The organism is Pseudomonas sp. MYb541 (genome assembly GCF_037479595.1).
GTDB classification, from domain to species: domain Bacteria; phylum Pseudomonadota; class Gammaproteobacteria; order Pseudomonadales; family Pseudomonadaceae; genus Aquipseudomonas; species Aquipseudomonas canadensis.
In genome coordinates, this window is sequence record NZ_JBBGYS010000015.1 from 59154 (window position 1) to 73259 (window position 14106).

Consider the following 14106-nt stretch of genomic DNA (forward strand, 5'->3'; position numbering starts at 1 on the left):
TTCGTGTTACGCGGGGGTATGCCAAACTCAGCGCCTTTCGGGCTTGCCTAACAGGATTTATGCTCCCTTTGTCACCCAGTTTGCTACCCAGCCTCGCCGCCGCCATTTTGTATGCCGCTGCGACTCTCTACCAGGGCACTCGTCTGGCCCAAGGCGCCAAGGCGGACAAACGCCTGCTCGTCGGCCTTGGCGTCCTCGCCCTGCTGGCCCATGCTGCCAGCCTGTTTACCCATTTGATGACGCCCGTCGGCCTGGGCCTGGATTTTTTCAGCGCCGCCAGCCTGATCGCGGCTGCCGTCATCGCATTGACCCTGCTGGCCTGCTACCGGATTCCCGTCGAGAACCTGCTGGTGCTGCTATTCCCCTTGGGCATGCTGACGGTGCTGATGGCGCAATTCGCCCCGACCGGCACGGTGCAGGTGATTGATGAAGAACCGGGCATCCTCGCGCACATCCTGCTGTCGATCCTCGCTTACGGCATGTTCACCATCGCGGTGTTCCAGGCCCTGCTCCTGCTGCTGCAGGACCACCAGCTCAAGCACAAGCACCCCTCGGGGCTGATCAAGAACTTCCCGCCGCTGCAAACCATGGAAAGCCTGCTGTTCGGCTTTCTGTGGGCCGGCTGGACGCTGCTCTCGCTGTCGCTGATCTCCGGCTGGCTGTTCGTCGAAAACCTGTTCGCCCAGCACCTGGTGCACAAGACCCTGCTAGCGTGCCTGGCCTGGGTGGTGTTCAGCGTGTTGCTGTGGGGCCGCAACCGCCTCGGCTGGCGCGGCCACAAGGCGATCCGCTGGACCCTGGCCGGTTTCTGCCTGCTGATGCTGGCCTATTTCGGCAGCAAGCTGGTCCGCGAATACATCCTGCATATCTGACGGGCAGCGATCATGGACAACTTGCCCCTAGAGCCGATGCTCGCGGTAATCGCCCTGCTGGTCTTATGGGCCGCACTGTTCACCGCCATCGAAGCCGCGCAACAACACCTGCTGGCCCTGCGCCCCGGCACACGCCAGGGCGACAAGGCCGCCGCCCGCCTGAGCTTCCCGCGTAACAGCCTGATCCTGTGCAACAGCCTGTGTCGCGCCGCCGTGGTGATCCTCTGCACGCTGCTGGCCATCTATGCCTGGGCGCAGAACGGGCCCTGGCTGGGTTGGATGATCTCCTGCGCGATCCTGCTGGTTCTGGCCGATTACCTGCCCCGCGCCCTCGCCGTCCGCCATCCGCAGGCCGTGCTGGGCTTTGGCAATACGCTGTTGGGTGTGCCGCTGAAAATCCTCTACCCGCTGGCCTGGCTGCTCAATGGCATCAGCCTGTTGCTGCTGCGCCCGTTCGCACGCAAATCCGGCGTGGTGAAACAGAGCGACGAACCGCTGCCCGACCATGACGACGAGCGGGAAGCCGAATCCGACGAAGGCCACACCCCTGGCATGCCCGGCATCCACGCCCTGGACAACATCACTGTCAACGACATCCTGGTGCCGCGCAGTGAAGTGGACGGCATCAACCTGGACGACTCGATCGAAGAGATCATCGAGCAACTGCGCACCTCACAGCGTACGCGCCTGCCGGTGTTCCACAGCGACATCAACCAGGTCCAGGCGGTGCTCAATACGCGGCAGATCCAGCACCTGCTGCCCGACGCCAGCCTGACCAAGGAGGCCTTGCTCGCCGCCTGCCACGAACCCTACTTCGTCCCCGAAAGCACGCCCCTGCAACTGCAACTGCTGAACTTCCACAAGCAGCAGCGCCGCCTGGGCATGGTGGTGGATGAATACGGCGAAGTGCTGGGTATCGTGACCCTGGAAGACATTCTCGAAGAAATCGTCGGCGAATTCGAAAGCGAGCAGAGTGCCGACAACCCGCATATCGAGCCTCAGCCGGACGGCCGCTACATCATCGATGGCGCTGCATCGATCCGCGAACTTAACAAGAGCCTGAACTGGCATCTGCCCAGCGACGGCCCCAAGACCCTCAACGGCCTGGTCACCGAAGCGCTGGAGACCATTCCCGATTGCGCGGTGTGCCTGAAAATCGGGCGCTACCGCCTGGAAATCCTCGAGACCGAGGACAACCGGGTGAGCAAGGTACTGATCTGGCACACCAGCCGAATGCCCGTCGCCGCCTGAATCAACTCGGTTCATGTGGAAGCTGGCTTGCCTGCGATAAAATCGCCTCGGTTTCACTAAATGACCGAGATGCCTGCATCGCAGGCAAGCCAGCTCCCACACAGACCCAGTTCCAAACCTTAGATCCTCACCAGCCCCCTTGTTGTATGTTCAAACCCCTTCCTATAATCGGTGCGGCTTACCAGAGCCGCGCCCGACCGCGTGCTACCCGCACCCAGCGTGTCCAGGCACCGCCTTATCGTGTCCGACCGGTGTTCGCTCCCATCCCGAGCCTGCCCGCGCACAACCCTGATCCATGGGTGTTCGACCAATAATAATCCGCGTCCAAACGCGCAATGACCATCAGGGACACCACCATGAGCACCACCTACAACGAGGCCGCGCCCGCCGCCGCCCCGACCAATTCGACTGCACGGGTCGCCACGGCGAGCATCGTCGGCACCGCCATCGAGTTCTACGACTTCTATATCTACGCCACGGCCGCTGCGCTGGTAATCGGCCCGGTGTTCTTCCCGCAGACCTCCGGCACCGCACAGATGCTGGCGTCATTCCTGACCTTCGGTATCGCCTTCATCGCCCGCCCGCTGGGCTCGGCGCTGTTTGGCCACTTCGGCGACCGCATCGGGCGTAAATCCACACTGGTGGCGTCACTGCTGCTGATGGGCGTATGTACCACGCTGATTGGCCTGCTGCCCGGCTATGACAGCATCGGGGCCTGGGCGCCGATCCTGTTGTGTGTGCTGCGGTTCGGCCAAGGCCTCGGCTTGGGCGGTGAGTGGGGCGGCGCGGCGCTGCTGGCCACCGAGAACGCGCCCAAGGGCAAACGCGCCTGGTTTGGCATGTTCCCGCAACTGGGCCCTTCGATCGGCTTTCTGGCCGCCAACGGCTTGTTCCTGATCCTGGCCATGAGCCTGAACGACGAGCAGTTCCGCAGCTGGGGCTGGCGCATCCCGTTCATCCTCAGCGCTGCGCTGGTGATGGTTGGCCTGTACGCGCGACTGAAGCTGCACGAAACGCCGGTGTTCGCCAACGCCGTCGCCAAGGAAGCGCCGGTCAAGGTGCCACTGGTGGAATTGTTCAGCCAGCATTGGCTGCCGGTGTTGCTGGGCGCTGCGTCGATGGTGGTGTGTTACGCGCTGTTTTATATCACCACCGCGTTTTCCCTGAGTTATGGCGTTTCAACCCTGGGCTACAGCCGCGAGACCTTCCTCGGCCTGCTGTGCTTTGCGGTGCTGTTCATGGGGCTGGCGACGCCATTGGCGGCGCTGGCCAGTGATCGCTACGGACGCAAGCCGGTGCTGATTGTCGGCGCGATCCTGGCGATCCTGTCGGGCTTCACCATGGAGCCGCTGCTGACTCACGGTTCGACCTGGGCCGTAGCGCTGTTCCTGGCCTTGGAGCTGTTCCTGATGGGCGTGACCTTCGCACCGATGGGCGCCATGCTGCCGGAACTGTTCCCGACCCGCGTGCGTTATACCGGTGCTTCGGCGGCGTATAACCTGGGCGGGATTGTGGGCGCGTCGGCCGCACCGTTTTTCGCGACCAAGCTGGTGGCGATGGGTGGGCTGAGTTATGTCGGCGGGTATGTGTCGGCGGCAGCGCTGCTCAGCTTGATTGCTGTGCTGTGCCTGAAAGAGACGCGGGATAACGATTTGAACAGAGTCGCCTGATAGACCGCTATCGCAGCGATGCGGCGGCCCGACAAGCCAGCTCCCACATTTGATCGGGTTCACACATTTTGACTTGTGAACCCATTCAAGTGTGGGAGCCGGGCTTGCCCGCGATGGGCGCGACGCGGTTTAGAGCTCTACAACAACAGCCTTCGAAGCACGGGTCGCTTTAGCCCGAGCCGCTTCAATCGACTCATCCCGCGCCAACGCCACACCCATCCGACGCTGACCGTTCACCTCAGGCTTGCCAAACAGACGCAACGCCGTGTCCGGCTCGCTCAGCGCAGCACCGAGGTTGGCGAACGCAGTCTGGGTCGACTGGCCTTCTACCAGGATCACCGCCGAGGCCGAAGGCCCGAACTGACGGATCAACGGGATCGGCAAGCCCAGGATTGCGCGCGCATGCAGCGCAAACTGCGACAGGTCCTGGGAAATCAAGGTCACCAAACCGGTGTCATGCGGGCGCGGCGAGACTTCGCTGAACCACACCTGATCGCCCTTGATGAACAGCTCAACGCCAAACAGACCACGACCTCCCAGGGCCTCGGTCACCGCTTTGGCAACACGCTCGGACTCTGCCAGGGCAATCGGGCTCATGGCCTGCGGCTGCCAGGATTCCTGGTAGTCGCCCTTCTCCTGACGGTGACCAACCGGCGCACAGAACGTGGTGCCGCCGATGTGACGCACGGTCAACAGAGTGATTTCGTAGTCGAAGTCGATAAAGCCTTCGATGATCACGCGGCCTTTACCGGCACGACCACCTTCCTGGGCGTAGTCCCAGGCTTTCTGCACGTCATCGGCGCTGCGCAGCAGGCTCTGGCCTTTGCCCGACGAACTCATCACCGGCTTGACCACGCAGGGGAAGCCCAGGTCCTGCACGGCCTTGCTGTAGTCTTCGAAGGTATCGGCGAAGTGGTACGGCGAGGTCGGCAGATCCAGCTCTTCAGCGGCCAGGCGGCGGATGCCTTCACGGTTCATGGTCAACGAGGTGGCGCGCGCGGTCGGGATCACGGTGAAGCCTTCGGCTTCCAGTTCTACCAGGGTCGCGGTGGCGATGGCTTCGATTTCCGGCACGATGAAGTGCGGCTTCTCGGCCTCGATCACCGCACGCAACGCAGCGCCGTCGAGCATGTTGATCACGTGGCTACGGTGCGCCACCTGCATGGCCGGCGCATTGGCGTAGCGATCCACGGCAATCACTTCAACGCCCAGGCGTTGCAGTTCGATTACCACTTCCTTGCCCAGCTCACCGCAGCCACACAGCAAAACGCGGGTCGCGGTTGGCGACAATGGAGTTCCGATTCGGGTCATCTCAGGTCCTCAGGGGAGCGGATCATTGGGAGAAAGGCCGGCATTTTACATGAACTGCAGCAATTGGCCTCAGTTGACGACGGCGCGCTTGCGGATGCGCCAGGCCATGATCAACCACACCACCGTGACCCCGGCGAATTTCGACACCAGCGCGGTGCCCGCTACCGCTGGAGTGAGCGCGCCGATCAAGCCGAAGAAGATGAAGGTATCGAGAGGAATACTCAGCGCCGAACTTATCCACAGGCGGTCGTGCAACGGGCGCTTGGTGATGCTGAACACCAGCCAGTCGATGCACTCGGACACCGCGAACGCCGTGGCGCTGGCCAGGGCGATGGCTGGGTCGGACGTGACATACGACAGCACCAGCGCAGCCAGCATGGCGATGATCGCACCGTGGCCGAAGCGGGTTTGCACCATGTCGCGCAGGATAAAAACCAGGCCACCCCAAGCGGACCAGATAACGTCCAGGTGCGGGGCGGTGGAGAAGGCGAAGTTGATCAGCACGACGCTGCTGATGTAGGCAATCAGGAAGAGCATGGGGGATGGACCTGTGAACAAGGGGCACAGGGTACTTCACATTTGGAAATATGTCGTCTGGGAGGGCCCTATCGCGGGCGAGCCCGGCTCCCACAATTGACCGAGTCGTCTTGGCTGGCGTCGAACAATGTGGGAGCTGGCTTGCCTGCGATAGCGGTGGTTCAGCCGCCAGATTTCCCGAAAACCATAAACACCATCCCACTCGCCACCGCCCGCTCATGACACAAGCCCAACACCACCCGGCGCTCGGCGTTATCCATGCGGCTCCAACGCGTGATCTCATCCACCGTGCGCTGGCAGCCAGTACAAATATCGTCGTCATCCAATGCGCAAATGCTCACGCACGGCGACGCAACGGGGCGCTCGATCGGGTTCATTCTTCCTGCTCAACCAGGTCACGCGCATAACGCTGCGAGTTATGCACATAGTGCGCAGCGCTGGCTTCAAGCATGCGTTTCTGCGCGTCGGTCAATTCACGCACCACCTTGCCCGGCGAACCCATCACCAGCGAACCATCGGGAATTTCCTTGCCTTCGCCGATCAGCGAATTGGCGCCGATGATGCAGTGCTTGCCGATCTTGGCGCCATTGAGGATCACCGCGTTGATGCCGATCAGGCTGTAATCATCCACCGTGCAGCCGTGCAACATCGCGTTATGGCCAATGGTCACGCCGGTGCCCAGGGTCAGCGGGTAGCCCATGTCGGTGTGCATCACGCTACCGTCCTGCACGTTGCTGTTCTTGCCGATCAGGATCAGTTCGTTGTCGCCACGCAACACCGCGTTGAACCAGACATTGGCGCCCTCCTCCAGCTTGACCTTGCCCACCAGCGTGGCATTCGGCGCCACCCAGCTGTGTGGATGCGTCTCGACGCGGGCGTCGCCCAGGCGGTATTTCATGGTGTTTCCTCACGGCGTTGCCATTCAAGCGATGGCTTAGATGTTGATGAAACTCTTGGGTGGTTGGTGCAGGCTGATCTTGGCATCGTCATAGAGCAGGTTGATCAACTCGACGATCATGATCGCCGTCAGCCCCCAGATCTTGTATTCGCCGAATCGATAGCTGGGCACGTACCAACTACGACCCTGGTAATCGATCCTGTGGGTATGTTCGCGCGGGTCCTGTCGGAAGAAGTCCAAAGGCACGCTGAAGACGGCGGCAATTTCGGCATCGTTGGCCAGGTATTCGACGTAATCGGGGATGACGCCGACATACGGCGTAACCCGAATGCCATGCAGGGAGATCAATGGGCTGAGCGGGCCGATGACTTCCACCAGGCCGGGTGGCAGGCCGATCTCTTCTTCCGCTTCACGTAGCGCGGTGAAGATCAGGTCCGGGTCTTCCGGATCACGGCGCCCGCCGGGAAAGGCCACTTCGCCACCATGGGTCGACAGGCCACTGGCGCGCAGGGTCAGGATCAGCTCAGGTTCGTCACTGCGGGTAATCGGCACCAGCACCGCGGCCTCGGGGAAACGCCCGTCGGTTTCAAGCGTGTGGGGGGTGTGATTGCTTACCCGGCGAAGTAGCTCGTCCAGCATGAGTCATCTCGGTCTGTTGGCTACCTTGCATCATGCACCAAAGCTCGCGGACGCCCAACCCCAAAACCCGCGCCGTGTCGCTAAACGACAACTTGTTGCAGCGCCCTGCCCGTCACGCCAAGATAGACGCACTTTCCAGGAACCCCAGCATGAATTTCTGCAGCCAGTGCGGTAAACCGGTCACCCAACGCATCCCCGAAGGCGACGGCCGCCTGCGCTTTGTGTGTGATCACTGCTCGACCATCCACTACCAGAACCCCAATATCGTCGCCGGCACCGTACCCGTGTGGGGCGATAAAGTGCTGCTGTGCCGTCGCGCCATCGAACCGCGCCTGGGTTACTGGACCCTGCCCGCCGGCTTCATGGAAAACGGCGAGACCGTGGAACAGGCCGCCATGCGCGAAACCCTGGAAGAAGCCTGCGCCCGCGTGCACAACCTGAACATCTATACGCTGATCGACGTGCCACACATCAACCAGGTGCATATTTTCTACCGCGCCGACCTGCTCGACCTGGACTTCGCCGCCGGCCCCGAAAGCCTGGAAGTGCAGCTGTTCGACGAAGTTGACATCCCGTGGTCCGAGCTGGCTTTCCGCACGGTCGGGCGTACCCTGGAATACTTTTTCGCTGACCGCAGGCAACAGTCGTTCCCGGTGCGCAGCGAAGCCGTGCCACCCATGGGAAAGCCCGCGCCATGACAATGGGGATACCGTCTTTGATGCGTTGGGTGCTTGCCCTGCTCTGCCTGTCGTTCACCACGCTGTCACCAGCCTCTACGGTGCAAACCCTGGGCGGCAAGCCTGTCGAAAAAGTCCTGGTGCTCAAGTCCGCCCATCAGTTGCAGTTGATCAACGACGGCAAACCGTTCAAGACCTACCGCATTTCCCTGGGCAAGAACCCCAAGGGCCACAAGCTGATCGAGGGCGACCGCCGCACGCCAGAGGGCCTGTACTGGATCGACTGGCGCAAGACCAGTGACCGCTTCAACCTGGCCATGCACATCTCCTACCCGAACATCAGCGACGCCGCCCGCGCCCGCCGCGAAGGCGTGAAGCCCGGCAGCATGATCATGATCCACGGCACCCCCGACACCGAGGATTACCCGGAACAGTGGTTCCACACCCTGGACTGGACCGACGGCTGCATCGGCATGCGCAACGTGGACATGCGCGAAGTGTGGAACCTGGTCAAAGACGGCACCCTCATCGAGATTCGTCCGTAATCTCGTACCGTTCGTAAAATAATTCGAAAAAAATTCCTGCCCTGCCCCGCGCCCGCCGGTGAATACCAGTTCACCCCCGCGGGCTGCGCAGTTCTGCGCGTGATAAAGACCTCTCTAATACCACTTGATACCAGGCCCCATTACGGGGCCCTACAACCAATGCCTGCACCATTTTGACTGCATTGACATGGTATTTAAGTGGTATTAATTTCCGGCCCATACCGGGCGACAACACTCCAATAACCGCATCGGAAACCTTAACGATGAATCCCATCCTGGCCCTGCGCCCCGACGACAAACAATCCACGCCGCTGTACCTGCAATTGGCGCGCAAACTGGAAGCGGCGATCCATGCCGGCCAGTGGACGTCCGAGCAGGCACTGCCGTCAGAACGCGTACTCAGCGAGCAATTGAGCATTTCGCGCGTCACCGCACGCAAGGCGTTGGAAGTGTTGTTTGCCCAAGGGCTGATCCGCCGCAACCAAGGTTCCGGCACCTATATTTCGCCACGTTTGGAACAGCCGCTGTCGCGCCTGTCGGGGTTCAGCGAAATGCTGCGGCTCAAGGGTTTTGTGCCCAGCTCCCAATGGCTGGAGCGTGAACTGACCCAGCCGACCCACGAAGAGATGATCCGCCTGGGCCTGTCGCCCGCCGACAAAGTGGCTCGCCTCAAGCGCTTGCGTAAGGCGGATGACACGGTGATGGCAATTGAAATGACCACCATGCCCGCCTCGGTGCTGCCACAGCCACAAGCCATCGGCCACTCGTTGTACGAGTACCTGGAAGGCATCGGCAAACCGGTGGTGCGCGCCCTGCAGCATATCCAGGCGATCAACGCCTCGGACGAGTTCGCCAAGCTGGTCGGCATCGCCCCCGGCACCGCCATGCTGCTGATGACCCGGGTCGGCTACACCGCCGATAACACGCCGATCGAAATCACCGACACCTACTGCCGCAACGACTACTACGACTTCGTCGCAGAACTGCGTCGCCACGACTATTCCGCTGAACTGCGAATTTAGAGAACTGCCCATGTCCGAAGACAACATCCTCACGCCCAGCGGCTGGATTCGCGGCCGCCTGGTGCACGCGCACGGCAAGGTCGTCGCCATCGAAGGCACGCCCTGTGACCCGGCTGAAAACGAGTTGCCCTACCTGCTGCCGGGCTTTATCGACCTGCATGTGCACGGCGGTGGCGGCGCGGACATCATGGAAGGCCGCGATGCCTTCGAGACGATCACTCGCACCCATGTGCGCTTTGGTACCACCTCGTTGCTGGCCACCACCATGACCGCTCCGGTGGAGGAAATCTCCAGCGTGCTCGGCCAGCTCGGCACCTTCTGCGAGCAACGTCCTACCGGCAGCGCCCGTGTACTCGGCGTGCACCTGGAAGGGCCCTACATCAATCCCGGAAAACTCGGCGCCCAACCCAACTTCGCCCACACCGCGTTGATGGCCGAAGTGGAAGCCTACCTGCGCCTGGCGCCAATCCGCGTGATCACCATCGCGCCGGAAATCGCCGGCCACGACGCCCTCATCCGCGCCCTCAGCGAACGTGGCGTGCGCATGCAGATCGGCCACACCCTGGGCAGCTACGAAGAAGGCGTCGCCGCCCTCGCCGCCGGAGCCACCAGCTTTACCCATTTGTACAACGCGATGAGCCCGTTGCATCACCGCGAGCCGGGCATCGTCGGCGCCGCGTTGGCCCACGCCAAATACGCCGAACTGATCCCGGATCTGCTCCACGTTCACCCCGGCGCCATGCGCGTGGCGTTGCGCTCGATCCCATGCCTGTATTGCGTCACCGATTCCACCGCCGCCGCCGGCATGCCCGACGGTGAATACAAGCTGGGCAGCCACACCGTGACCAAATGCCTGGGCGGCGTACGCCTGGCCGACGGCACCCTGGCCGGCAGCACGCTGACCATGGACCAGGCGCTGCGCAACCTGGTGAAGATCGGCCTGCCCATCAGCGAAGCCTCACAACGCCTGTCGCAATTTCCTGCGGACTACCTGGGCCTGGAAGAACGCGGCCGCCTGCAACCCGGCAGCTTTGCCGACTGCGTGCGCCTGGACCGCTCCCTGACACTCACCGACGTAATGGTCGAAGGAGAAACCATTGACTTCAAAAATGCTTGAAGAGGCCCTGGCCTCCTGCGACGCCGTGGCCGCCCAACTGCAACGCCTGGACCTGGCGCTGGAGGAAATCGCCGGCCGCCTGCGCCGTCAGCCGCCGCAGGTGGCGATGACCATCGCCCGTGGCAGCTCGGACCATGCCGCCAGCTATTTCGCCTACCTGACCATGCAGCACGTCGGCATTCCGGTGGCGTCGTTGCCGATGTCGGTAGTGACCCTGTTGCAGGCACCAATGAAAGTCAGCGGCCAGGTAGCGTTTGGTTTCTCCCAGTCGGGGCAAAGTCCGGACTTGGTGAACAGCCTGCGTCTGCTACGCAAACGCGGTGCCCTGAGCATTTCGCTGGTCAACGCCGAAGACTCGCCGCTGGAAGCCGCCTGCGAATTCCATGTGCCGCTGTGCGCCGGGCCGGAACACAGCGTGGCCGCGACCAAAAGCTTCATCGCCACCCTCAGCGCCAGCGCGCAGCTGATTGGCCACTGGAACCAAGAAACCGAGTTGCTGCACGCCTGCCGCGCCCTGCCCGATGACCTGCGTGCCGCCGCCCAACAAGATTGGACGGTTGCCATCGACGCCCTGCGCGACTGCCAGCAATTAATGGTCATCGGTCGCGGCGCCGGTTTCGCCATCGCCCAGGAAGCTGCACTCAAGCTCAAGGAAACCTCGGCGATCCAGGCCGAAGCCTTCAGCAGCGCCGAAGTGCGTCACGGACCGATGGCCCTGATTGGCGACAACTATCCCCTGCTGGTCTTCGCCCCGCGCGGCGCCGAGCAAGCCGGCCTGCTGAGCCTGGCCGCCGACATGCGCCAGCGCGGCGCCCGTGTATTGCTGGCTGCGCCGGATAACATCGTCGAGCGCGACCTGACCCTGAGCCGCGCCGAACACCCGACCCTGGATTCGATCCTGGCGATCCAGAGTTTCTACGTGATGGCGGCAGGTTTGGCAGAGGCCCGGGGCATGGACCCGGACCAGCCGCGTCACCTGAGCAAAGTTACCCGCACTCACTGAGTGGCGTTTTCCTGATGAGTACCGTGCCCATGTCCTACAACAATAATGAATTGACCCTCAGCGCCCCGTTAAGCGGGCCCGTGCTGACCCTGGGCGACGTTCCTGATGAAGTGTTCGCAAGCCACGCCATGGGCGATGGTATTGCCATCGACCCCCTGAACGATTGCCTGCATGCGCCCTGTGACGGCGTAATCATCCATGTCGCGCGCACCGGGCACGCCCTGACGATTCGCGCCCAGAACGGTGCCGAGGTGTTGATGCATGTGGGCATCGATACGGTGGAACTGAACGGCGAAGGCTTTGCCTTGCTGGTGAAGGAAGGCGCGAAGGTGAGCAAGGGGCAAGCATTGGTGCAGTTTGACCTGGACCGCATTGCGCGTCAGTGCAAGAGCCTGATCAGCCTGATCATCCTGACCAATGGCGAACGTTTCGAATTGCGTTCGGTAGCCGGGCAATCGGTCAAGGTCGGCGAGCCGTTGTTGCAGGTCGTGGCGCGTTCGGCGGCAGCGGTTCAAACCGCTGTGGATAACTCGGACGCTGAAGTCAGCGCCAGCGTGCGCATCACGCATCGCGGTGGTTTGCATGCGCGTCCGGCGGCGTTGATCCGCAAGACGGCCCAGGGGTTCAGCAGCCAGGCACAGCTGCATTTCGGTGATAAATCAGCTTCGTGTGACAGCTTGATTGGCTTGATGGGGCTGGGTATTGGCGAAGGGGATGAAGTGCGTGTGAGCTGTCGCGGCAGGGATGCGGAGGCGGCGTTGCAGGCACTGGTCGCGGCCTTGTCCGCCGCCATCAAGGAAGAACACCACGCCCCCATCGTTGCCACCCCACGCCGAGCCAACACCGAAGCCGGCGTGTTGCAAGGTGTGTGTGCTGCTCCGGGTCTCGTATGCGGGCCGCTGTTCCGCCTGACGGGTATCGAACTGCCGGCAGACGCCGGCCACCATGCTGCCGACGAACAACTGCAACGCCTGGACACCGCCCTGGAGCAAGTGCGCAGCGAAATTCGCATGACTCTGGATCAAGCGCGCCAGCGCAAGAACATCGAGGAAGAAGACATCTTCGCCGCCCACCTCGCGCTGATGGAAGATCCTAACCTGCTGGAAGCCGCGACCGGCTCCATCGAAAAAGGCAGCGCAGCGACTCACGCCTGGCGCGATGCAATCCAGGCGCAATGCGCGGTATTGCTGGCCCTGGGCAAACCACTGTTTGCCGAACGCGCCAACGATCTGCGTGATTTGCAACAACGGGTACTGCGTGCGTTGCTGGGTGAGGCTTGGCATTTCGAATTGCCCGCGGGGTCGATTGTCAGCGCCCATGAACTGACCCCCTCAGACCTGCTGCAACTCAGCGCGCAACAGGCCGTCGGCATTTGCATGGCCGAAGGCGGCGCCACCTCTCACGTGGCGATCCTGGCTCGCGGCAAAGGCTTGCCCTGCGTGGTGGCGTTGGGTGCCGAAGTCCTCGATGTGCCCCAAGGTCAACGTGTGGTGCTGGACGCCGCCAACGGCCGCCTGGAACTGGCACCCAGCGACGCGCGCCACGCCGAAGTGCACCAGATTCGTGACGCGCAGAAACTGCGTCGCCAGCAGCAACAGGCCCAGGCGCAACAGCCGGCGCGCACCAGCGATGACGTGACCATCGAAGTGGCCGCCAATGTCGCTTCCAGTGCCGAAGCCCAGGTGGCGTTTGAAAATGGCGCCGATGGCGTCGGCCTGCTGCGCACCGAATTTCTCTTCGTCGATCGTCGCACTGCACCGGATGAACAGGAGCAGCGCCAGGCCTACCAAGCAGTACTGGATGCCATGGGCGACAAGTCGGTGATCATCCGCACCATCGACGTGGGCGGCGACAAGCAGCTCGACTACCTGCCGCTGCCGGTCGAAGCGAATCCGGTGCTGGGCCTGCGCGGTATTCGCCTGGCCCAAGTGCGCCCGGAACTGCTCGACCAGCAACTGCGCGCGCTGCTGCAGGTCTCCCCACTGGAGCGCTGCCGCATACTGCTGCCGATGGTCAGTGAAGTGGATGAGCTGCTGCAGATCCGCCAGCGTTTGGATGAGTTGTGCGTGGAGCTGGAGCTGACCCAGCGCCCCGACCTGGGCGTGATGATCGAAGTGCCCGCCGCCGCGCTGATGGCCGAGCAGTTGGCCAAGCACGCGGATTTCCTGTCCATCGGCACCAATGACTTGTCCCAGTACACCCTGGCCATGGACCGCGACCACGCCGGCCTTGCCGCGCGCGTCGATGCGCTGCACCCGGCGCTGCTGCGGCTGATCGCCCAGACCTGTGCTGGGGCTGCAAAACACGGCCGTTGGGTCGGTGTGTGCGGCGCCCTCGCCTCCGACCCGTTGGCCACGCCAGTCCTGGTGGGCCTGGGGGTCAGCGAGCTGTCGGTAAGCCCGCCGCAGATCGGAGAAATCAAGGACCGCGTCCGCCACCTGGATGCGGCGCAATGCCGGCAACTGAGCCAAGGGCTGCTCGACCTGAGCAGCGCCAAAGCCGTTCGCCAAGCCTGTCAACACCACTGGCCGCTGAGCTGACAACAACAAGAAAAAAGGAGACTC

General features: G+C 62.6%; 14 protein-coding genes. 9 read left to right on the plus strand and 5 right to left on the minus strand.

The genetic code is table 11. From position 1 onward, the window contains the following. Nucleotides 1-59: 59 nt before the first annotated feature. The 3 genes from WH299_RS11570 (at nucleotide 60) to WH299_RS11580 (ending at nucleotide 3793) form a co-directional block, all read left to right on the plus strand. Nucleotides 60-872, plus strand: a complete 813-nt coding sequence (locus WH299_RS11570; protein ID WP_016977712.1) for a cytochrome C assembly family protein — start codon at nucleotides 60-62, stop codon at nucleotides 870-872. A 12-nt stretch (nucleotides 873-884) separates the two neighbouring features. Next, nucleotides 885-2123, plus strand: a complete 1239-nt coding sequence (locus WH299_RS11575; protein ID WP_122728668.1) for a transporter associated domain-containing protein — start codon at nucleotides 885-887, stop codon at nucleotides 2121-2123. A 356-nt stretch (nucleotides 2124-2479) separates the two neighbouring features. Further along, nucleotides 2480-3793, plus strand: coding sequence for an MFS transporter (locus WH299_RS11580; protein WP_016977710.1), 1314 nt, complete (start codon nucleotides 2480-2482; stop codon nucleotides 3791-3793). Between the two features lie 129 nt (nucleotides 3794-3922). Here WH299_RS11580 and purT read toward each other — a convergent pair whose 3' ends face one another. The 5 genes from purT to WH299_RS11605 form a co-directional block, all read right to left on the minus strand. Next, nucleotides 3923-5104 (minus strand): formate-dependent phosphoribosylglycinamide formyltransferase, encoded by a 1182-nt coding sequence (gene purT / locus WH299_RS11585; RefSeq protein ID WP_017139720.1) that lies wholly within the window; start codon nucleotides 5102-5104, stop codon nucleotides 3923-3925. 69 nt (nucleotides 5105-5173) lie between these two features. Further along, entirely contained in the window at nucleotides 5174-5641 is a 468-nt protein-coding gene (locus WH299_RS11590) for a VUT family protein (RefSeq protein ID WP_010207975.1), read from the minus strand. Between the two features lie 161 nt (nucleotides 5642-5802). Next, nucleotides 5803-6018 (minus strand): DUF1289 domain-containing protein, encoded by a 216-nt coding sequence (locus WH299_RS11595; RefSeq protein ID WP_339550317.1) that lies wholly within the window; start codon nucleotides 6016-6018, stop codon nucleotides 5803-5805. Beyond that, nucleotides 6015-6539: a gamma carbonic anhydrase family protein gene (locus WH299_RS11600; protein ID WP_028617818.1), complete on the minus strand. Its 525-nt coding sequence runs from the start codon at nucleotides 6537-6539 to the stop codon at nucleotides 6015-6017. The genes WH299_RS11595 and WH299_RS11600 overlap by 4 nt, the downstream gene beginning before the upstream one ends. A gap of 36 nt (nucleotides 6540-6575) precedes the next feature. Next, the gene (locus WH299_RS11605; RefSeq protein ID WP_016971944.1) at nucleotides 6576-7178 is read right to left on the minus strand and encodes a CoA pyrophosphatase; all 603 of its coding nucleotides are present in this window, start codon (nucleotides 7176-7178) and stop codon (nucleotides 6576-6578) included. A 149-nt stretch (nucleotides 7179-7327) separates the two neighbouring features. Between WH299_RS11605 and WH299_RS11610 the strand changes: the two genes are divergently transcribed. From WH299_RS11610 to ptsP, 6 genes are all read left to right on the plus strand, one after another. Beyond that, nucleotides 7328-7876: an NUDIX hydrolase gene (locus tag WH299_RS11610; protein WP_122728672.1), complete on the plus strand. Its 549-nt coding sequence runs from the start codon at nucleotides 7328-7330 to the stop codon at nucleotides 7874-7876. A 20-nt stretch (nucleotides 7877-7896) separates the two neighbouring features. Beyond that, a complete protein-coding gene (locus WH299_RS11615; RefSeq protein ID WP_028617820.1) occupies nucleotides 7897-8400 on the plus strand; it encodes a L,D-transpeptidase family protein in 504 nt (167 codons plus the stop codon). A gap of 263 nt (nucleotides 8401-8663) precedes the next feature. Beyond that, on the plus strand, nucleotides 8664-9422 hold the full coding sequence (locus WH299_RS11620) for a GntR family transcriptional regulator (protein ID WP_016977704.1): 759 nt from the start codon (nucleotides 8664-8666) through the stop codon (nucleotides 9420-9422). Between the two features lie 10 nt (nucleotides 9423-9432). Then, entirely contained in the window at nucleotides 9433-10539 is a 1107-nt protein-coding gene (gene nagA, locus WH299_RS11625; protein WP_123478474.1) for an N-acetylglucosamine-6-phosphate deacetylase, read from the plus strand. Further along, nucleotides 10532-11542, plus strand: coding sequence for an SIS domain-containing protein (locus WH299_RS11630; RefSeq protein WP_339550330.1), 1011 nt, complete (start codon nucleotides 10532-10534; stop codon nucleotides 11540-11542). Before nagA ends, WH299_RS11630 begins: the two co-directional genes overlap by 8 nt. 29 nt (nucleotides 11543-11571) lie before the next feature. After that, nucleotides 11572-14082 (plus strand): phosphoenolpyruvate--protein phosphotransferase, encoded by a 2511-nt coding sequence (gene ptsP / locus WH299_RS11635; protein ID WP_339550331.1) that lies wholly within the window; start codon nucleotides 11572-11574, stop codon nucleotides 14080-14082. Nucleotides 14083-14106: the final 24 nt, after the last annotated feature.